The sequence below is a fragment of the Exiguobacterium sp. s22 genome, assembly GCF_018617455.1.
GTDB lineage: Bacteria > Bacillota > Bacilli > Exiguobacteriales > Exiguobacteriaceae > Exiguobacterium.
On the sequence record NZ_JACSKD010000002.1, the window covers coordinates 36900 to 58521 of the forward strand.

Genomic DNA, 21622 nt, shown 5'->3' on the forward strand with positions numbered 1-21622 from the left:
CTCAGCCGAGGATGTCATTTTTTGTAGGCTTCACTTGTAGACGGCGTCTTTGTAGCCGAATGATTGGATCGTGAGGTTGTTCAATCGTTTCGCCCCGTACATTTCGAAGATGACGGTTTCGGACGACTTCCAACTACCGAGGTTGATCTTGTCCGTTGAGACCGGACCCCCATCTCGATAGTTTGCGTTCACATCGACGGTGAAGAAGTGGATGTTTCGTAACCATTCCTTGTCACTCGACCGGATGGCGACATACGTACGATGTCCGGATTCGATCACTTTCGCCTCATAGACAGGTGGCTCTTGCTGATAGGCAGAAAGCGGTTTGTCATTGATCGAGACGAGTTCGATTCGAGATTCTGCGTAATTCGGGCGCTCGACTGCTTTCGTTTCCATGACGAGGCTACGAGTCGTGTTGCCGTCGATGGTGACGAGTCGAGTCGATCCGACAGGGAAATCGTAAATAAATACCTGATCTTTCTCTTGGCTGATATACCACTCTTTCTTCTCGAGGAGTGGACGTTTGAAACGGATTGTCTGCAATGTGCCATCCGTGACCATCGCGGTGACGGCGCGTGCGTATTGATTGGAATACGATGCGTTGTCGACATGGTCATGGAACGTCTGGACCTTCAGTTGAGAATCTGACGTATGCACGTAGGCCGGTGTCGTCTGTTTCGTCGTCATGACCGTATCGACGAGACGAACGATGTCTTTCAGGTCGGTCGCCGAGTTGACGAGACGTTTGTTCGGTCCAGCCGCCTCATTTTGGCGAAGTGCCGTCACATAGTCGCCGACACGCGCTGTCGAGTAGGGAATGTTCAACGTGTCGAGTGTACTCGTGACCGATGCTTCGTTCACGTTTGAGAACATCTTGTCGATGGCGAGTTCGGCTTTCCCCATCTTCTTCCCGCGAATCGTCTTCGATGGCTTAATCGAACCGATGACACCGTTCTTTCCTCCGAGGACATGCGTCTTCGTCGGTGCCGAGACGGTACGGACTTTGAGCGTGCTCGTCCCACGTACGACGACATCTGTGTTGCGGATGTTCAAGAAGCCGACCTCTCCTGTATACCGAACGGGAATCTCATAGGAATATTCCGTATCTTTTGAGATGTCCCATCGTTCAATCGTTCCTTTTCCGGCGATTTGGACTTCCCCTGCCGTATGGAGTTGCTCGATCTGACCGTTCAGAGTGAGCGTTTGTCTGTCAACATCAAGAGGTGGATAATGCGCATATGATTCCGTGACGACTTGACGGAGTGGTCCTGCCGTCGTCAATGTGAAGTTCGTAGGTGGGATATAAAAACTGTCGATCCGACTCGCTGCCGCTTTGTCGATGATGATTGACTCGACAGGTTGACTGAGCGGGAAGAAACTGAGCTGTTTCCATCCGGTGAGGGTACGTCCTGACGTTTTTGGAACAACGATCATACTTCTCAGCGCGGTACCGTTTTTCTGAAAGAATGGCTTGAGCACCGGGTCGATTTTGTAGCTGACTCCAGAGATGCTGACGATGTCCGTTCCTTTGTAACTCATGACTTCGTTCCTATCATAGGAAGCAATCGGTGTCTCGAGCGGCATGACGGACCGCATGGAGAGGTACCCCTTCGTTTTGCCGATTTGGACGTGAGCCCACGAGTTCGTCTTGCTGAGGAGCTCGACTTTCGTGTTCGTTTTCACGGTCATCAAGGTCTTGGCCCCTTTTTGCGTAGACGCCTTCAGTGGGGTAGATTGGACCGTCTTATACGACGGCGATGCCGCCTCGACGGATTGCATCCCGAACAGGACGACGAATAACAGACTAAATCCGAACAACTTTTTGTACATGGCTGTACCTCCTTCTTTCTAGGAACCATTATATCCCAAATGATTTCGGCATCTCGCACCGCTTTGTCATAATGAGGGAATCGTTTTTTGTGGAAATTGTAAAAAACTTAAAAATCTTCAATTTGTGATTGTTTATTGGACGCTTTTCCGTTACGTTAGAACTAGAGCGAATTGTACATATGGGGGAAAAACGGACGACTTTGGGGCAATGGGATTATACATAAGTCGAACGATGTAAGCGCTTTCCTTCGTGTGTCTTGTTCGCAAATCCGAAAGGGGAACTGGACATGGCAAAGAAATCATCACGTAAACTGTATACAGCGCTTGCCGTAGCCGCTGTATCGACGGCATCACTCACGCCAGCTGCTGTCACAGAAGCTGCACCGAAAGTATCGGTCGTCAAGGCGAAGTCAGGGTATGTATATAAAGGAGATTTGGATGCGGCACTCGACGCTACATATAAAGGGGCGCCAATCTACTGGTACAAATCAAGCGTTGACCTCGAGAAACTCGGCACGTTCCAAACAGCACGCGGGATCGTAAAAGGAAAAGGCATGTACATCGAGAAGCGTGTACGCGTCCTCGATCATCCACTCGAAATCCTTCCGCCGTCTGAGCCACTCGTGTTCAAACAAGGGAAGCCAGCAGTCGGAATCGTAAAACAAGACGTGCGTTTCGCGAGCGGCACTTACGAAAAACCAGTACGTTGGAGCGGAATCAACACAGATGAAGTCGGCGAATTCGTCGCGACGGCTACATACACGAACCGTGGAAAAACGATCACACTCGAAGTTCCGTATAAAGTAGAAGGATACAAGCTCTCGATCATGCACACGAACGATACGCACGCGGCACTCGATCTCGCACCGAAACGTGCGACAGCCATCAAGCAAATCCGTTCAGAGAAGCCGGATAGCCTCTTGATCGACGCAGGGGACGTCTTCTCAGGATCGCTCTACTTCAACGAGTTCAAAGGTCAGGCTGACCTTAAACTGATGAACTACATGAAATATGATTTGATGGTACCGGGTAACCACGAATTCGACCTCGGTACGGAACAAGGACATAAAGAACTTGCTGACTTCGTCCGCTATGCGAACTTCCCGTTCGTGAGCTCGAACGTCAACTATGCAAATGACCAATACATGAAGAGCCTCTATCGTGACGAAGTTTCGCAAAAAGCGTATAATGGTCGTTTGTATGAAGGGGTCATCAAAGTGGTCGATGGCGAGAAGGTCGGATTCTTCGGTTTGACAACAGAAGAGACGGCATCGATTGCAAGCCCAGGACCGATCGAATTCCAAAACTACATCGCAGAAGCACAAAAAGCGGTCGACGCGTTCAAAGAGATGGGTGTTGACCAAATCGTCGCTGTCTCGCACCTTGGTTACAACGACAACCCAGCGTTCGACAACGACTTGTTGCTTGCTGAAAACGTAGACGGGATCGATATCATCGTCGGTGGCCATACGCACACTCGTTTGAGCGCTCCAGTCCTCATCACAGAAGGGAAAACAGAACCGACGGTCATCGTTCAAGCGGACCAATATAGCAATTTCCTCGGAACGGTTGACGTCGAATTCGACAAAGATGGAAAAATCATCAAACATGCAGGTAGCTTGATTGATGTGAAGGCACTTCAACCAGATCCATATGCGGTCTCACTTCTCGCACCGTTCAAAGAAGTCGTGGATGCAATCAGTGAAGATCCGATCGGTGTGTCTCTTACAGCGCCGCTCGATAACCCGCGTGACAAAGGTGACGAAACAGCACCGAGTGTTCGTAAAAACGAAACAGCGCTCGGAAACTTGATCACAGACGGCATGCTCACGAAAGCGAAAGAGTATGATTCAGCTGTCATCGGTGCCGTTCAAAACGGTGGTGGAATTCGTGCGGCAATCGATGCGGGTCCTGTCACGACAGGTGAAGTGTTGACGACATTACCGTTCGGAAACACGCTTGCCATCATGGACTTGAAAGGTAGCGAGTTGAAAGCGGCGTTTGAGCGCAGTGTTGGTATTTACCCAATCGAGAACGGTGGATTCCTCCACGTATCTGGATTCAAAGTGTTGTTCGACAGCTCAAAACCAGCTGGCGAGCGCATCGTTAGCTTGCAGTACAACAACGGCACAGATTTCGTCGATGTTGAAGATGCGACAAGCTACAAAGTGGCAACGAACTTCTTCACAGCGCAAGGTGGAGACAACTATGTTGAGTTTGAAACGGCATTCAAAGACGGCCGTGTCAACGACCTCGGTCTCATCGACTGGGAGAACTTCCGTGATCACTTGATTAGCCTCGGTGAAGAAGTCACACCAGCTGTTGAAGGACGGATCGTCGACGTTAACGCAGCAGAGTAAGTGAATAATTGATTCAAGGACGGATCCATTTATGGGTCCGTCTTTTTGATGTGAAACGCCGGCCCACACATTTGTCATCAAATTGCGACCGACATGTAACTCTGTTAAGATACGATAAGATGAAGAAATACTGATTACTTAAAAAAGGTGGAGCGGACGTATGGATGTAAAAGCGACGCTACGCGACGTGCAAAAGCATATCGCGTGGTTAAAAGAAGAAAAAGAACGAGTCAACCGAAAAGAGGCATTGGTCGGGGATGACTTGATTACCTTAGATGAGCTTCCTTCTTTGTCGAGACAGGCGCAACGCCCGCGTCTAGATGACAAACTGTTCGAGGAACAACAAACCGCATTACAGGCAGAGCTCGAAGCAGCTCGGAAACGCCTCCCAGAACTTGATGTGACACGCATCCAGTCGAACGGGAGCAGTTTTTATGAGAAGGCGAATGTGCATGTCGCGTTCGTCGGACCGGTCAAGCGGGCCAAAGAGCTCGAACGTCTTTGTCACACCCATTACTTTGAGAACGTGACAGGCTTTTTAGAATTGCTTGAGGCAGAAGACATCGATTTCCTGCTCATCTCGGCAGCGCTCACAGAAGATGAGACGACGGCCTTCCATCACATGGGGACGCCACGCTCGCACTCTCGTCACTGGCTCGGAAACTTGATTCGTAAAGCGAAACAAAAGGAGATCCGTGTCGTCTTCGAAACGACACTCGATACGAATCATTTCGACCGCTTCTCGTCACTTGCCGCGCAATGTGACTACATCTTCACGGCAAACGAAGAGCGTGTGACGGAATATATTGAAGAAGCCGGGCATGAACGGGTATTCGTCATCCGTCCGGGAGTCGACCCGCTTCATGTGAACCCAATTGGGATGACGCGCGGCAAGGTAGACCGTGTCGTCGTGACGAACCGTTTTCCTGTCCAACGGTTCGCAAAAGATTTGGAGACGCTCGCGCAAGGCGTTCGCGATGCGAACAAAGAACTCTATGTGATGCGTGAGGCAAATGAGTCGAAAGCGTCACTCGCACCGAAGTCGCTTCACGATGTCCTCGTCCATGGGGACCCTGAGGATATGGAGAAGCTGAAAGAGACATCGAATTGGGTGCTTCATGTCAATGAAGTGAAAAACAGTCCGACGATGAGCGCGCAAGCCATCTATGATGCACAGGCTCGCGCTCAACTCGTCTTGACGAATTATAACGTCGCCGTCAACAACGACTTCCCGAACGTGTTCATCGCGACAAGCGCTCTAGATGCACAAGGGATTTTAGAAATGTTCAAATCGGACGAAGAGCGTCTCGAACATCAGCTGTCCGGTGTTCGTACCATCTTCTCGAACCATACGATGTATGACCGCTTCAGCGAGATGTTATTTATTCTTGGCATCAACCATGAAATTCGTCGTGACGTCCTCGTCATCGGTCGCGGTGATGTGACGGCGACACGCGAACAGTTCGAGCGCCAATCGTATCCATACAAACGCTTCGTCGCCGAAGCGGATTTGCAGGAAGTCGATTTACGTACGGCTGATTTTGTGACCGTGTTTGACGACCGTCATCATTATCTCGACTATTACGTAGAAGACTTGGTCAATGCCTTCAAGTACACGGACGTCTCGTTCGTGACCAAAGGGCAGGACATCATCCATGAGTTCGTGGAAGACTATGCTGACGTGGCTATGACGATGTTCGCCGCTAGTCACGTGTCGCTTGAGACGCTTCGGGACAATCAACGCGTCGAAGGTCAAGGTTATGCCATCGATCATTTCGAACTGCTCGCCCCAGACGACGTGCTCGTCCCGAACGAGCCAAGTGACTATCAGCTTTCGATGATTGTCCCGATTTACAATAACGGTCGTTATCTATATAACAAGTGCTTCTCGAGTCTTCGCCGTAGCTCGATGTTTGAAGACATGGAGATTTGGCTCGTCGACGACGGTTCGACGGATCAAGAGACGATCGGCTATATCGAACGCCTCGTCCGGAAATATCCGAACGTCTACACGTACTCGTTCAACGACGGCGGGAGCGGCAGCGCCTCGCGCCCACGAAACAAAGGGGTGGAGCTCGCGACGACGCCATACATCGCCTTCCTTGATCCGGATAATGAAGCGGTCAACGACGGCTATGCGGCACTGTTCCGTGTCATGCAAGAGGATGACACGCTCGACCTCTCTGTCGGAAGCATGTTGAAGCTTGCGAACCGTGAAGCGATGATCGAACTCGAAGACCTTGAGAAGGATGGCGTTCGCGTCATCGAAGACCCGAGAGCGTACTTGCTCGAGCACAACTTCAAGGTGCAGAGTATCCAAACGATGGTCATAAAAAAAGACTTCATCCAGAAGCATGATTTGAAACAGGTCATCGGCGCGGTCGGACAAGACTCACTCTTCTTCCAAGAGATGTTCCTCAGCGCGGAACGAGTCGCTCTGCTCGACTTGACGATCCATGACTATTACGCGGCCGTCGCCGGTTCGACGGTCAATACGATCACGAAGAAATACTTTATGAAGTGTGTCATCCGGGAGACGGCCCGGGCGAAAGCGTTCGCTCGCGAAGGCGTGCTCGACCAATACCGCTCGACTCGATTCGAACGGTTCTTCTCGATGTGGTACCTCGTCTTCCTACGCCGCAGCAAGCCGGAAGAATTTTTCGACAACGCCGGAATGCTTTATGAAATCATCGAACAGTATCGTCCGATGGAACTAGAGACGCCGATTGTGAAACAGTTCGTCGACTTATATGAATCAGGACAAAAAGAAGAATTGAAGCGTCTCTATTTTGACGCATACTTGTGAGGTGAGACCATGAGCAATGAAGTGGAAAAAGAAATCGGATTGTTGAAACAGCGAATCAAACTTCAAGAAGAGGAGATTCGTCATCTGAAACACGATGAGCGGCTCTTGCGCCAAAAGCATCGTCGTCTCGTCCAAAAGTATGGAGATCTTCTCTATACGTTCGAATGGACAGTCCAATCGCTTGAGAAGAAAGAACAGGCGGTTCATGACTTGAAGCGTAAGTATGAAATCTTGAACAAGAAGTATCGTCGCCTCGTGCAATCAAAAGCGGGTAAAGCCATTTTGAAAGCACAAGCTGTCGCACGACGCATTCGTAAATAAAGAATCGGATTCGGGAGAATCGATGATTTGGAGGATATGAGGATGGATTGGCAGAAAAAAGCACGTCGCGCCGCTTACCTTGGGGTACAACGGTCGAAGCGACTCGGTCGTAAAGTGTTGAAGCGTCCGAATAAATCGCATCAACTACGAGAAGTCGTACCAAACTGGTATACACGTTCACCATACGTACACGTCGAAGGGACGGACCTCGTCTTCTCAGGAGACGAAGCGGTCACGCTTACCTATCGTCCTAAACGTGAAAGTGACATCATCTCAGTAAACGACTTGGTCGATTCCGGCCAAAAGACATTCACAGCCATGATGCGCGTCAAATCGCGCGAAGGCTTGATGCCGACATTGACGTTAGAGGTCGTTCGCAAAGGGGGACGTACCCGTTACGTCACCGTACAGGACGGGGACCACGTCGATGTGACACTCGGGATGGGTGAACAAATCGTCCGGGCACATCTTGAAGTCAATGGGGCAGGCGCGTTCAGCCTCGTCGAGCTCACGCTCGGCACACTCTCGCTTTGGACAGTGGAAGGGACGGCCGCGAACATTTCGCTCGATGCCTTTGACTTCCGTTATCCGCTCACGTCAACATCACTCCGTTCCCTCAAACCACAGAGTGAGGTGGCTCACTTCGATGGCGACACACTCGTTGTGCGTGCCGAAGGAAACCAATATACACATTACGGTGTCGACGAGGTCGCGTTGCCGAACGTCGATACGGAACGTGGCATCGACTTTGAGACGGGTGACATGGATGACGACTTGTATCGTTTCTATTTGAAAGGGGACCGTACCGGGACAGCGGACGCGTCGCTATTCATCGCGACGTACACGGTGTCAGGACAGGACCGTTTGATTGAAGTGCCACTCGGACTGAGTGGGATCGTCCGCATCGCACCGTCACATCGCTCGATCCGTTACTTCCTCCGCGTGAGCGGATCGGGAGAGCTCGAGAACTTGAACATCGGGATGATTCGCGAGAAGAGCGTCCGTCGTGAGGACGTCTTGTCGCTCAAACCGGATATGTGGACGATTCCTGCACCGGACCTCATCAAGTTGAAGAGCCGGGATGACCAACTCGTCGTCAATTTGAAAGGCGAGGACGATCAGCGGCGTTACATCTCGTACGCTGAGATGAACAATAGTTTCAAATTGCTCCCAACAGAGTTCCCATATGAAGTGAAGGCGAACAGTCGCTATCGTGTCACGCTCGACGGTGTGGCCGATGAAGGGGCGAACGTCGTCCTCTATATCATCGCCTACTCGGCGACAGAGCGTCAGATCATGCAACAAGTACAAATCGGCAGCGAGAAAGTCTTCTATTTCGACCGTGGGATCCGTTTCCTTCGTTTCGCCCTCCGTGTCGACGGTGTGGGAGAGGCACGAATCGACCGTATCCGTGTGGCCGAGGAACTCGTCAGCGACGGGACGGAAAACCCGACGTGGATGGACGTGCGCGAGGCGCGTTTCTTCGCACCGGTTCCGCGTGAACTTCACGAACTGAAGGTCGCGGCGATCTTTGATGAGTTCACGATGGCTTCCTATAAGCCAGAATGCCAGCTCATCACGTTCACACCAGACAACTGGAAAACGGTGCTCCTCGATGAGCAACCGGACGTTCTCGTCGTCGAATCGGCGTGGAAAGGGAACGCCGGCGCCTGGGAGAAGAAAATCGTCAAATACGGCACGAACACGTGGGAAGAGCTCGACGCCCTCCTCGCTTGGTGCCGTTATCACAATATCCCGACCGTCTTCTGGAACAAAGAGGACCCGATTCACTACGACCGTTTCATCGAGACGGTGAAGCGATTCGACTATGTGTATACGACCGACATGAACCGTGTCCCGAACTATAAAGAGGATTGTGGTCATGACCGGGTCGATGCGTTACCGTTCGCGGCTCAGCCGAAAGAACATAACCCGATCCGCTTACCGGGGACACGTGAACCATATGCGTGTTTCGCCGGTTCGTATTATGCGAATCGTCACGAATCGCGGAAAGCCGACATGGACCGTTTGTTCGCGGCGGCGGACAAATATGGTCTGGCGATTTATGACCGAAACTATGCGGTCAACCAACGCGGGGAGAGTGACCAGCTCCAATTCCCGGAACAGTTCCGTCACGCCATTCGCGGCAGTTTGAAATATAACCAGATTGCCAAGGCGTATAAAGGGTATAAAGTGATGTTGAACGTCAACTCGGTCAATGATTCACCGACGATGTTCTCGCGTCGTGTCTTTGAAGGACTCGCTTGTGCGACACCGGTCGTCAGTACCCGTTCGGTCGGCGTCGACGCCATGCTTGGCGATTACGTCTTCCTCGACGATGGGGAGTCTGACTTAGACGAGACGTTCCGCCGCTTGATGACGGATGACTCGTTCTATGAGGACATTGCGATGCGCGGGATGCGTCACGTCTTGACGTATCACACGTATACGCAACGTCTGGCGAAGATCGTCCAGGACGTCGGCATCCCGTACCGTGTCGACCATGAAAAGATTGCTGTTGTCGCCTTCATCAAGTCGCGCGAAGAGGCAGAACGCGTCGTCGCCCAGTTCGAGGCACAGCACTATGAGCATAAACACCTCATGATGTTCCTCGATAAGTTCGACGATCACATCGATGTGTACAACACGTACAACACGCCGTCGATTTCGACGTATATGCGTAGCTACTTGACGCACTACACGTCGTTCACGGAGATGGTCGAATCGTACGATTGGGTCGCCCACTTGAAGTCGGACGATTATTACGGTCCGAACTACTTGAGCGATTATCTGCTCGCGGCACGCTATGCGGAAGCGGACATTCTCACGAAAGAGGATTACTATACGTATGACGGCAAGCTTGCCAAACAAGATCACGATGAATCGTATCGTTACGTGTTTGACGCGACACCGTCCCGCTCCATCGTGCAGCCGTCGGCACTCCGTTTCTATACGGTCGAGGAGGCGCTTCACCTCTTTGAAGCGGACGAGAGCTTGAATGAGCTCGCCCGTTCGGGTAAACGCATCTTCAGTGTCGACCCGTATCAATACGTGAAAGCCGGTGCCGCCATGGATGAAGCGGACCTTCAGGAGGTAACATTATGACGAAGCAACCGCTACAGATCCTCGTATACGGGGACGTCAATTTAAACTTGATCGACGGGTCGGCCATTTGGCTCACGTCGGTCGTGCATATGTTGAATCAAGACCCGAACATCGAGGTCGACGTGCTCTTGAAGCGCTCGATCGTGAAACCGGAAGTGACAGCGTCAATCAAACAGCTCGATCGTGTCAACTTCATCGACGTCTTCACAGAAGACTCGACGAAGAAAGACGAGCCGTATTATGAGAAGAAGGTGCTCCAGCCAGAAGAGGCGGCCCAACTCATTCACGAGCTCGTCGAGACGAAACAGTACGACATGACGTTCATCCGCGGCTTCCAACTTGCCTATGCGCTCTCGGATTATGAACATACAATGAAAAAGACGTGGACGTATCTCACAGATTTCACGCACGATTCGTCGGCAGCGTCACAGGAAGAGTTGGCGCGTCTGAAGAAGATTGCGGACCGTTCGGCTCGCATGCTCTGTCAGACAGCGGAGATGAAAGCGTACTTCGAGACGTTTTTACAGACACCGAAGCCGTTCCTCATCTTGAACCCGATGATCCCGAATATGCGCGAGGCGACGCCGACGTTCAAACGTCAGGCGAAACGTCTCGTCTATACAGGAAAGTTCGCGCCACTTTGGTACTCGGCTGAGATTCTCGATGCACTCAAAAAAGTACGGGTCCGGATGCCGGACGTCGAGTTGAAGGTGGCGGGGGACAAGTTCAACCAAGACCCGAACAATCCGAACTTCCGTAAAGAAGTGACACATCGTCTCCAAACGGATGAGGGAGTTCACTGGTTGAAAGGCATCCCGCGTGCGGACGTCGAGACACTCATCGAAGAGAGCGATATCGGCATCTCATGGCGCCATCCGGACCTAGACGACAGCCTCGAGTTGTCGACGAAGCTCCTTGAATATGGGGCACTCGGGAAACCGGTCCTCCTTAACCGCAACAAGATGCACGAGATGTTGCTCGGGTCGAGCTATCCGCTCTTCGTCAACTCGGAAGATGAGTTTGTCGAAAAGGTCGAGCTCGCCTTCACGCATCCGGCCATCTATAAGGATGCGGCGGAACGTCTATACAATATGGCGAAAAACTACACGTTCGCGAGTACGTTTGAACGTCTGCACGACGCCATCTGGGAGATGCAGAAGACGACCATCCTCTTCGCCGGGCACGACTTGAAGTTTATCCGCATGTTCATGGAGCGCTTCGAGGCCGACCCGCGCTACCGTGTCCTCGTCGATCAGTGGGACGGACACAAGATTCATGATGTGAATCACAGTAAGGCATGTCTCGCGCAAGCGGACGTCATTTTCTGTGAATGGGGACTCGGCAATGCCGTCTGGTACTCGCAACATAAGTTGCCGCACCAGCGTCTCATCGTCCGGATTCATCGTCAGGAAAAAGAGACACCATTTCCACGGGAATATGCGCTCGACAATATCGACCGCATCATCCTCGTCTCACCGTATATGTTAGAAGAGATGCATCGTCTCTTTGGGATCCCGCGTCACCAGATGACCGTGATCTATAACGCCGTCGATGCGGACAAGCTCGACAAACCGAAACAAGCGGACGACTTGACGTTCCGTCTCGGGATGATCGGCATGAACCCGAAACTGAAACGCCCGGACCTGGCGCTCGACGTCCTCGAAGAGTTGCTGAAGACGGACAAACGATACGAGCTCCATTTCAAAGGACACCATCCAAAAGATGTTTACTGGATCGGGAAACGTGAAGAGGAGAGTGCGTACTACGAGGCGTTACTGAAACGCATCGAGGAGTCGGACCTTCGCGACCACGTCCATTTCGATGGACATGGAAACGATGTCGACACATGGCTCCAATCGATCGGCTTCGTCTTCTCGACGAGTGACTTGGAGAGCTTCCATCTCGCGCCGGCCGAAGCGATGGCTGCGGGGTCTTATCCGCTCATCCGTCACTGGACGGGCGCGGAGACGATTTACCCGGACGAACTGCTCGTCACGGACACGATGGAGTTTGTCAATACGATCCTCTCTTATAAAGAAGATACCGAGAAGTTGATGACGGACGTGAAAGCCTATCAGGCGTACGCTCGTAAACATTTCGCGCTCGATCGTCTTTATCAAGAGATGGAACAAATCATTTCAGGCAAAACACACGAACAATTTGCGACGACATTGTCATGAAAATGTAATTGCACCAAAGAATTGTTCAAGAGTATAATGAGTATTGTTTTATTATCGAATGTGAAATAAAATGATGGACAATGCGCTATTGAAAAAGCGCGTCAAAACATTTGGAGGTTACCACACAATGAAAGTATGTACAGTAGGTCTTGGATATATCGGATTACCGACATCGGCTGTCTTTGCGAACTATGGCGTCGACGTCGTCGGAGTCGATATCTCACAACATGTTGTTGATAAATTGAACCGTGGAGAAATTCACATTGAAGAGCCAGGTCTCGGCGAAATGGTCGCAGACGTCGTGGCAAAAGGGAAATTCCGTGCATCACTCTCACCAGAGAAAGCAGATGCCTTCATCATCGCGGTGCCAACACCGAACAACGACGACGAGCACAAATCATGTGACTTGACGTACGTCTTGGATGCGACACGCAAAGTGTTACCATTCGTTGAAAAAGGCAACGTCATCATCGTCGAGTCGACAATTGCACCACGTACGATGGACGACTTCGTTAAACCACTCGTTGAAGAAGCTGGATTCACTGTCGGTGAAGACATCTTCCTCGTACACTGCCCAGAGCGCGTATTGCCTGGACAAATCCTTCATGAACTCGTGCACAACAACCGTATCGTCGGTGGAATCACGACAGAATGTGCAGAAGCAGGCGCACGCGTCTACGGTACATTCGTTGAAGGTGAAATCGTGAAAACGGATGCGAAGACGGCAGAAATGTCGAAACTCATGGAAAACACGTTCCGTGACGTCAACATCGCACTCGCGAACGAACTCGCAAAAGTTTGTAACGACCTTGACATCAACGTGCTTGACGTCATCGAAATGGCGAACAAACACCCACGTGTCAACTTGCACAGCCCAGGTCCTGGTGTCGGTGGACACTGCCTCGCGGTCGACCCATACTTCATCGTCGCGAAGTCTCCTGAACTTGCGAAAATCATCAACTTGTCACGCGAGACGAACGTCTCGATGCCACACTACGTTGCTGACAACGTTCAGAAGTTGACTGCAGGAATCGAAGACGCGAAAGTCGCTGTCTTTGGTGTGACATACAAAGGAAACGTCGATGACATGCGTGAGAGCCCAGCGGTTGAGATCGCTGAAATCTTGCTTGACCGTGGCGTGAACATCTCGGTTCACGATTCACACGTTGAAAAATCAACATCAAGCCGTTTCGAGCTCGTTTCAAAAGAAGAAGCACTCAAAGATGCGGACCTCGTCCTCGTATTGGTTGACCACAACGAGTTCAAAGTCCTCGACTTCGCGGAGCTCAAGTCAACGATGCGCCGTCCGATGATTTTCGACACACGCAACATCGTGAAGCCAGAAGGTGAAGACGTAACGGTCGTCAACTACGGCAACCTCTATAAATATACAAAGGAAACGAATCTCGTTCTTTGATTCAGGTGAATGAACATGTTTAAATCCGCGAAAGCTATTCTTTCAGAGCTAAAGTCGAGCTTGTACTTGATTTTCCGTCTCGCCACATATGAGACGCGAAGTAACAACTCGATGCAGTACCTCGGATTTTTATGGGAGTTCGTGACACCGTTATTGCAGATTGGAGTATATTGGTTCGTATTTGGATTTGGTATTCGGAGCGGCAGGCCGGTTGACGGCGTGCCGTTTCTGCCATGGTTGGTCGCAGGGATTGTCGTCTGGTTCTTTGTAGCCTCGGCGATCACTTCGACGGCCCGGTCCGTCTATTCGAAAATCGGCATGGTCTCCAAAATGAGCTTCCCAATCTCGACGATTCCGGCATACGTCTTGCTCGCACTCTTCTATCGCCACGTGGCGTTAGTCGGTGTATCGTTTATCTTGATGTGGGCATTCGGATTCCCGATGGGGCTGCATTCTTTATGGTTTATCTACCTGGCGTTTAGTGCACTCGCACTATTGTACTCACTCGCCTTGATTACGTCTGCGCTCACAACGATTGTGCGCGACATTCAAAACCTTCTTCAGTCGATGATGCGGATGTTGATGTATTTGACACCAATCTTTTGGATTCCGCCGGCGAAGCTTGCGAATATCCTACAAATTAACCCGCTCTACTATTTAATCGAAGGATATCGGTCGATGTTCCTCGGAACCGACTGGTTGGCGAATAACTGGGCTTACGGTCTCTACTATTGGGTCGTTGTCATTGTTCTCTTCTTCGTCGGGTCGATGATTCATTTGCGCTTCCGTCGACACTTCATCGATTACATTTGAGGAGGACCTTATGTACCAGGTTAAATTTGAAAACGTATCGAAACGATATACGCTTTATAACAAACCGTCTGACAAGCTGAAGGAAATCTTCTTTAGTAAAGCAGGGGGCAAACAGTTTTATGCGCTCCGTAATGTCTCGTTTGAAGTTCCGCCTGGAGAAGTGGTCGGGATCATCGGCATCAACGGGTCAGGGAAGTCGACGATGTCGAACTTGCTGGCTGATGTGATGCCACCGACCCACGGGAAAATCGAACTTCACGGGAAGACGGCATTGATTGCGATTTCTTCTGGTTTGAACGGCAACTTGACGGGGCTCGAGAACATCGAGCTCAAAGGCTTGATGCTCGGGATGACGAAACAGGAGATTATCGATTTGACACCGGCGATCATTGAATTCGCTGACATCGGTGACTTTATCAATCAGCCGGTCAAGACGTACTCGAGCGGGATGAAGTCTCGTCTCGGATTCGCCATCTCGATCAATGTCGACCCTGATATTCTCGTCATCGATGAGGCACTCTCGGTCGGGGACCAAACGTTCACCGACAAGTGTCTCGCTAAGATGAACGAGTTTAAAGATCAAGGGAAGACGATCTTCTTCATCAGCCACTCGGTCTCACAAGTCCGCCAATTCTGTACGCTCGGCCTTTGGCTTGAGTTTGGAGAAGTGCGCGAGTATGGACCGGTCAATGAAGTCGTTGGGGAGTACAACAAGTTTTTGAAATGGTTCCGCAACTTGTCAAAAGAACAGCAAGATTCGTTCAAAGCCGATAAGCTCAAACGTCGTACGACGGTCGTCGATGCGACAGAGCTCGGGGAGACGTATATCTTGCCGCCTTTGACAGAAGAACAACTACAAACACGCCATTCGTCGGTCGCAGTATCGAACGAAGCGTGAGCAATTGGGAGGAGGAAGCACGGCGAAAGTAGACCGTGCGAAACGACCTATGAAAAAAGTCATGACCGTCTTTGGGACGCGACCAGAAGCCATCAAAATGGCACCACTCGTACTTGAGTTGAAAAAACGTGAAGGGGTAGAGCCGATTGTCGTCGTGACAGCACAGCACCGTCAAATGCTTGACCAAGTGCTCGAGCTGTTCGAAATCAAACCGGACTATGACCTCGACATCATGAAAGACAAGCAGACGCTTTACGATGTCACATCACGCGTATTGAAAGGGATGGGCGAAGTCATCGCTGAAACGAAACCAGACATCGTCTTGGTCCACGGAGATACAACGACGACATTCGCGGCATCACTCGCAGCTTTCTACAACCAAGTCGCAGTCGGTCACGTTGAGGCTGGCCTGCGCACACACAACAAATATTCACCATTCCCGGAAGAGATGAACCGCCAATTGACGGGTGTCATGGCTGACCTTCATTTCGCACCGACGGAAACGTCGCGTGACAACCTCCTTCGCGAAGGCAAGAATGAAGAGACGATCTTCGTCACAGGGAACACGGCAATCGATGCACTCAAAACGACAGTCCGTGACGATTATGCGAGCGAATTGCTCGATAGCATCCGTTCGCAAGGCCGTCGTCTCGTCATGTTGACGGCGCACCGTCGTGAGAACTTGGGTGAGCCGATGCGCAACATGTTCCGCGCGGTTCGTCGCTTGATCGAGAAGTATGACGATATCGAAGTCGTGTATCCGGTCCACATGAACCCGGTCGTTCGTGAACTCGCTAACGAGATTCTTCACGATGTCGAACGTGTTCATTTGATCGAACCACTCGACGTCTTCGACTTCCACAACTATGCGGCGACATCACACTTGATTTTAACGGATTCAGGTGGCGTCCAAGAAGAAGCACCATCTCTCGGTGTCCCTGTCCTCGTCCTTCGTGACACGACAGAACGTCCAGAAGGTGTGGCGGCAGGAACGCTCAAACTCGCAGGGATCGAAGAAGAGAACATCTTCTCACTCGCGGACGAGCTCTTGTCTGACGAAGCGGCATATAAAGCGATGTCACAAGCATCGAACCCGTACGGTGATGGTGAGGCGTCACGTCGAATCGTCGATGCTATCCTTGCCAACTAAATGAAAGCGAATAGAGTTGTTTTGTGCCCGGCACAGCAACTCTTTTCTGTATCATCAACCTAATGATTCGGAGGTGCTTGTATGTCAACGAAGCGAATTCGTCCGGCGATTTATCATTACTATCCGCGCGGACCGCATAAGAACCATATGTCGATGCGCGAAGAAGAATACAAGACAGAAGTCACATTTTTACCACAAGCGTTAACGGACTCGATTTACGTCCAGTTGTTTGATTTGAAGTTTGAGATTCCACCGTCAAAAATCTTTTTGGCAGACGCCAAGATGGATGAGGGGGACGAGATGGAAGTGAAGACCTCGATTTATGTCGAAGGCGATTGCGCAGTTCGATTTGAATTGTATGTCATGCAGTATTCAGATGAGGAGCGTCTTTCGAACAAACGTTTCTCGCTCACGTTGAATCCGGGGATGAATCCGATTGAAGAAGTCGTGAAGCAGATGGACGGCGCCAAGTATTTCAAGATGTCGTACAAATACATCGTTGAGACGCTCGACCCGATCACAGTACGATTCGATGACCTCTATGTAACGTTCCGCTGAACGGAGCAAGTCTTAAGGGAGAAAGGGACCATTCGGTATGTTATTTAGTTCCACGGTATTTCTATTTTATTTCTTGCCGGTCGTGCTGTTGCTTTACTTCGTATCACCACGCTGGCTGAAGAATACGATTCTACTCGTTTCAAGTTTATTCTTCTACGCATGGGGCGAACCACGATTTGTTCTCATCATGCTCGCTTCCATCGTCATGAACTATGCGTTCGGCTTCATGGTCGACAAATATCGGGACGATTCGAAGAAAATCAAATGGACGATGACGCTCATGCTTCTCGGGAACCTCGGAATGCTCGGCGTCTTCAAGTATGCCAGTTTCTTCGTCGAGAACGTCAACTCGGTATTCGGCTTCTCGCTGAACGACCCGGAGATCCCGCTACCACTGGGGATTTCATTCTTCACGTTCCAAGCGATGAGTTACGTCATCGACGTGTATCGGAACGACGGGCGACTCCAGAAGAACTTATTTGATTTGGCACTGTATGTCTCGTTCTTCCCGCAGTTGATTGCCGGACCGATCGTCCGCTATCAAACGGTCGCAGATGAGATCGTGGACCGCCGTGAGACAGTCGATGACTTCGTCTCGGGGATCCAACGCTTCGTCATCGGTCTAGGGAAGAAGATGATTTTAGCGAACAGTTGTGGGTATGTGGCCGACCAAGTGTTCAGTCAATCGGCAGGAGACCTGTCGACGACACTCGCCTGGATCGGAATCATCGCCTACTCGCTCCAAATTTACTTTGACTTCTCTGGTTATTCGGACATGGCCATCGGTCTCGGTCGGATGTTTGGGTTCCATTTCCTTGAGAACTTCAATTATCCGTATATTTCGAAATCGGTGTCTGAATTTTGGCGTCGTTGGCACATCTCGCTCGGTAGCTGGTTCCGAGACTACGTGTACATCCCGCTCGGCGGGAATCGTCAAGGCCCATGGAAGACGTATCGCAACTTGACCATCGTCTGGTTATTGACCGGCGTATGGCACGGGGCGAGTTGGACATTCATCGCTTGGGGTCTCTATTACGGGATTTTTATCATGTTCGAACGGGCATTTCTCGGGAAATGGATTGCAGCATGGCCGGCGTGGCTCGCGCATGCGTTCACATTATTCGTCGTCGTCATCGGTTGGGTATTCTTCCGCGCCGATAACTTCACGTACGCGATTGATTATCTCCAAGTCATGTTCGGCTTACATGGCGGTGAAGTGTTTGATCAAACGGCATACTTCTATCTCGTTCAATACGGGACAGTTCTTCTATTGGCGATGGTTGCCGCGACACCGATCCCGAAAATGCTGGTCGCTCATTTCTTGTGCCACGAGGTAGATTCGGAACGTCCGGTTCTTGCTGCGAGCGCAGGGCTTGCTCGAGCAGCTTATATCTTGCTCATTTTCGGCATCTCGATTTCATATGTCGTCTCGAGTACATTCAATCCGTTTATTTATTTCCGGTTCTAAGGAGGGCTGACAATGGAACAACAAACCAAAAGCGAACAAGTCCGTTCGAAAGGACGGCGCCTCTCTTGGGTGGTCAACAGTATCCTCTTGCTCGGCTTCCTTGGTACCATCTTTTATGGACTGGTCGTCTATGCCTTCGGTAACGAGCAGGACCGCTCGGCAAGTGAAGGACGCATGTTGGCACAACGTCCGGAAGCTTCTGTCGAGACCGTCTTAGACGGGTCTTACATGGAAGAGTTCGAGGCAGCGGCGAACGACCAGGTGTTTGAGCGCTATATGTGGATTGAGACGCAGGCGTGGGTTCAACGCAACGTCTTGCAACAACAGATGAATAACGGCGTCATCAGTATCGACGAATTCTTATATGCACCCGATGCACATGAGAGCCAATATTCTTCACTCGGCGTATTCTTTAAGCAGTTCAAACAAGAAATGGACGATGCAAAGATTCCGTCATACTTCGCCTCGGCACCGAGTAAACCGGTCTATGCGACACGACAAAACATCTTCCCTGCCTACATCGAGTCGGCAGATGCGGATAATCGTGACGAATTGCACGAGCGGATCGAAGAGAATGGCATTCCGCTCATCGATTTAGAGGAGACACTCGGTGACAAACCGGGCGAGGACATCTACTTTAAAACCGACCACCACTGGCGGCCTGAAGGAGCGTTTCTCGCATACGGTCAAATCATGGACCGCCTAAGCGAGCAATTCCCGGATGCACCAATCCTAACTGCCGAGCAAATGGAAACAAAGACGGTGGATGGTCCGTTCTACGGATCTCATGCCCGGGAAATCTCCATGCCTTACGTGGAATCGGCAGACACGTTCACGTATCTTGAACCGAAAGATGGGTTCACGACAACAGTCTGCCAAAACGGAGACGATTGTGGTCATAGCGTCCTCGACAAGGATGTCTTAAAAAATACTGACGACTTTACGAACTACTACAACTTGTTCATGGGGGACAACTATGCCCTTGCGGAAATCACGCAGGAGAATCCTAAGAATGATTACCATCTTCTCGTCTTAAAAGATTCTTATGCGAACCCGGTACTCGGCTACCTTGGCGAGTCGTTCGGGACGGTATCGGCAATTGATGTTCGCTATCTCGATGACTACGATGTCAGCATCGCGGATTATGCGAAAGAGAACGATGTCGACGCGGTTCTATTCTTACACAATGACCGAATTACAGGACTCGGTTCGATGTATCAAGAAGGTCTGTGATCGAACGCGATCCCTTCGAAAAGGCAGGTGCGCTTCATGAACATATTGCTACCGGTATTCTTCCACTCCGCGATGGGTGGGCTTCATCGGCACATCTTATCATCTGTGAAAGTGCTCATTCGAGAGGGGCATGAGGTGACCGTCATCTGTAAACCGGGTCCCTTTGCTGAAGAGGTAGAGGCGCTCGGTGGTCGAATCATGCGAACCGATTATTCCAATGAGGACGTCACACGGGTGATTGAGGTGGTGCGGACACAATCTTTCGATGTCGTGTATGCCCATCCGTTCGATTCACGACAGGTCGGCCTTGCGGTGGCGGAGACGAACGGCATCCCGTTCGTCCTCGTCATCCATGGGATGTATTACGATGAGATTGAGCAGTATAATGCGAGCGTTTCCCGTGTAATCGCCGTCTCGGAACGGATTGCGACCCATCTTATGGAGCATTGTCCCGCCATCGAATCAAAACTCATCGTCATCCCGAACGGAGTCGATGATGCATTCGTGCCTGATGCGACGACCGTATCGTCAGAACGCGTGACGGGTCTATTCACCTCACGACTCGATGCGGACAAACTGTTTATTTTAGACGTCTTCTTAGACGCGCTAGAAGACGAGCGGGTCCGGTCTTTACCGATTGACTGGATCGTTGTCGGGGACGGGACACAACGGGAAAAATATGCATCACGTTATGAGGAAGCGCTTGAAGGGACCGGTCAAACGATAGAATGGCTCGATTGGGTCGAACAGGACGATTTACCCGAAGCGATGCGTCGTGCCGATTTTGTCATCGCCCCAGGACGCTCTGCGCTCGAAGGGATGGCGGTCGGCAAACCGACGATCGCTGTCGGGAGTAAAAGTTATCAAGGGTTGGTCACACCTTCGACGTGGCAAGACATTGCGAGTACGAACTTTGGCGGCATCGGGACGAAATACGATGGATACACATCGGGTCAAATCGGTGAGGCCATCCTCGAATTGATGGACGAGACGACGAGACGAGAGCTCGCCCGTTTCTCGTCCGCACTCGTGGATGAACATTTCCGTGATGAAGCGGCGCAACGGCTTCTCCTTGATCTGCTTGAAGAGGTGAGACAAGAGGGAACTGAGGAAATCGATTTGGTAGCGCGTTATCCACACGTTCGTTACGACCAGCTGCATGCTCGTCGTGCGAACCGGATCTGTTCGTGGAAATTAGCGGATCGGGAGCAACGACTGGAGTCTATGCGTAAGGAACTCGAGACGACGAAGCGACACCTTGATGAACTTCGTACGATTCAATCAGAGCAGTCTGCCGAGATTAGTCAGTTACGATCTGCCCTTCAGCGACTGTCCGATGAAACCGAATAAACACGGTAAGAAGGTTATAACGTGATGAATAAACGTAATCAGCAAGACCCTTTGGTTGCTCTACAGGCGAAATATCTAGGAATCAATCAGCCGATTCCGATCATCGTCAAATGATCGAAACAATTAAGAAAGA

At 50.9% G+C, this 21622-nt stretch carries 13 protein-coding genes and 1 pseudogene; 13 read left to right on the plus strand and 1 reads right to left on the minus strand.

The annotated features are described in order from the left end of the window. Positions 1-30: 30 nt before the first annotated feature. The gene (locus tag KNO94_RS04035) at positions 31-1830 is read right to left on the minus strand and encodes a hypothetical protein (RefSeq protein ID WP_214777697.1); all 1800 of its coding nucleotides are present in this window, start codon (positions 1828-1830) and stop codon (positions 31-33) included. 287 nt (positions 1831-2117) lie between these two features. Here KNO94_RS04035 and KNO94_RS04040 point away from each other — a divergent pair, with 287 nt between their 5' ends. The 13 genes and pseudogenes from KNO94_RS04040 to KNO94_RS04100 all read left to right on the plus strand — a co-directional run bounded on the left by KNO94_RS04040 (position 2118) and on the right by KNO94_RS04100 (position 21489). Next, positions 2118-4190 (plus strand): bifunctional metallophosphatase/5'-nucleotidase, encoded by a 2073-nt coding sequence (locus KNO94_RS04040; RefSeq protein ID WP_214777699.1) that lies wholly within the window; start codon positions 2118-2120, stop codon positions 4188-4190. A 160-nt stretch (positions 4191-4350) separates the two neighbouring features. Continuing rightward, on the plus strand, positions 4351-6996 hold the full coding sequence (locus KNO94_RS04045) for a glycosyltransferase (RefSeq protein ID WP_214777701.1): 2646 nt from the start codon (positions 4351-4353) through the stop codon (positions 6994-6996). A gap of 9 nt (positions 6997-7005) precedes the next feature. Next, positions 7006-7317, plus strand: coding sequence for a hypothetical protein (locus KNO94_RS04050; RefSeq protein ID WP_214777703.1), 312 nt, complete (start codon positions 7006-7008; stop codon positions 7315-7317). A gap of 42 nt (positions 7318-7359) precedes the next feature. After that, positions 7360-10422, plus strand: coding sequence for a CgeB family protein (locus KNO94_RS04055; protein ID WP_214777705.1), 3063 nt, complete (start codon positions 7360-7362; stop codon positions 10420-10422). After that, positions 10419-12602, plus strand: a complete 2184-nt coding sequence (locus KNO94_RS04060) for a glycosyltransferase (protein WP_214777706.1) — start codon at positions 10419-10421, stop codon at positions 12600-12602. Before KNO94_RS04055 ends, KNO94_RS04060 begins: the two co-directional genes overlap by 4 nt. A 127-nt stretch (positions 12603-12729) precedes the next feature. Beyond that, positions 12730-14019: a nucleotide sugar dehydrogenase gene (locus KNO94_RS04065; protein ID WP_214777707.1), complete on the plus strand. Its 1290-nt coding sequence runs from the start codon at positions 12730-12732 to the stop codon at positions 14017-14019. Positions 14020-14028: 9 nt separating this feature from the next. Beyond that, the gene (locus tag KNO94_RS04070; RefSeq protein WP_214777708.1) at positions 14029-14832 is read left to right on the plus strand and encodes an ABC transporter permease; all 804 of its coding nucleotides are present in this window, start codon (positions 14029-14031) and stop codon (positions 14830-14832) included. 10 nt (positions 14833-14842) lie between these two features. Next, positions 14843-15616 (plus strand): annotated as a pseudogene (tagH, locus tag KNO94_RS04075) (teichoic acids export ABC transporter ATP-binding subunit TagH); the annotation flags it as partial. A 163-nt stretch (positions 15617-15779) separates the two neighbouring features. Beyond that, positions 15780-16880 carry a non-hydrolyzing UDP-N-acetylglucosamine 2-epimerase gene (gene wecB, locus KNO94_RS04080; protein WP_214741905.1) on the plus strand — a complete coding sequence of 367 codons (1101 nt, stop codon included), beginning with the start codon at positions 15780-15782 and terminating at the stop codon, positions 16878-16880. Between the two features lie 81 nt (positions 16881-16961). After that, positions 16962-17438, plus strand: coding sequence for a hypothetical protein (locus KNO94_RS04085; protein WP_214777709.1), 477 nt, complete (start codon positions 16962-16964; stop codon positions 17436-17438). Positions 17439-17475: 37 nt separating this feature from the next. Next, positions 17476-18906 (plus strand): MBOAT family O-acyltransferase, encoded by a 1431-nt coding sequence (locus tag KNO94_RS04090; protein ID WP_214777710.1) that lies wholly within the window; start codon positions 17476-17478, stop codon positions 18904-18906. A 12-nt stretch (positions 18907-18918) separates the two neighbouring features. Then, complete coding sequence (locus tag KNO94_RS04095; protein WP_214777711.1) at positions 18919-20139, plus strand: DHHW family protein; 1221 nt, start codon at positions 18919-18921, stop codon at positions 20137-20139. Positions 20140-20175: 36 nt separating this feature from the next. Then, entirely contained in the window at positions 20176-21489 is a 1314-nt protein-coding gene (locus KNO94_RS04100; protein WP_214777713.1) for a glycosyltransferase family 4 protein, read from the plus strand. Positions 21490-21622 lie beyond the last annotated feature (133 nt).

Excerpts from the sequence above, each read along its gene's own strand:
- KNO94_RS04035 (WP_214777697.1), bottom strand. The coding sequence starts at position 1,830 with ATGTACAAAAAGTTGTTCGGATTTAGTCTGTTATTCGTCGTCCTGTTC.
- KNO94_RS04040 (WP_214777699.1), top strand. The coding sequence starts at position 2,118 with ATGGCAAAGAAATCATCACGTAAACTGTATACAGCGCTTGCCGTAGCC.
- KNO94_RS04045 (WP_214777701.1), top strand. The coding sequence starts at position 4,351 with ATGGATGTAAAAGCGACGCTACGCGACGTGCAAAAGCATATCGCGTGG.
- KNO94_RS04050 (WP_214777703.1), top strand. The coding sequence starts at position 7,006 with ATGAGCAATGAAGTGGAAAAAGAAATCGGATTGTTGAAACAGCGAATC.
- KNO94_RS04055 (WP_214777705.1), top strand. The coding sequence starts at position 7,360 with ATGGATTGGCAGAAAAAAGCACGTCGCGCCGCTTACCTTGGGGTACAA.
- KNO94_RS04060 (WP_214777706.1), top strand. The coding sequence starts at position 10,419 with ATGACGAAGCAACCGCTACAGATCCTCGTATACGGGGACGTCAATTTA.
- KNO94_RS04065 (WP_214777707.1), top strand. The coding sequence starts at position 12,730 with ATGAAAGTATGTACAGTAGGTCTTGGATATATCGGATTACCGACATCG.
- KNO94_RS04070 (WP_214777708.1), top strand. The coding sequence starts at position 14,029 with ATGAACATGTTTAAATCCGCGAAAGCTATTCTTTCAGAGCTAAAGTCG.
- wecB (WP_214741905.1), top strand. The coding sequence starts at position 15,780 with ATGAAAAAAGTCATGACCGTCTTTGGGACGCGACCAGAAGCCATCAAA.
- KNO94_RS04085 (WP_214777709.1), top strand. The coding sequence starts at position 16,962 with ATGTCAACGAAGCGAATTCGTCCGGCGATTTATCATTACTATCCGCGC.
- KNO94_RS04090 (WP_214777710.1), top strand. The coding sequence starts at position 17,476 with ATGTTATTTAGTTCCACGGTATTTCTATTTTATTTCTTGCCGGTCGTG.
- KNO94_RS04095 (WP_214777711.1), top strand. The coding sequence starts at position 18,919 with ATGGAACAACAAACCAAAAGCGAACAAGTCCGTTCGAAAGGACGGCGC.
- KNO94_RS04100 (WP_214777713.1), top strand. The coding sequence starts at position 20,176 with ATGAACATATTGCTACCGGTATTCTTCCACTCCGCGATGGGTGGGCTT.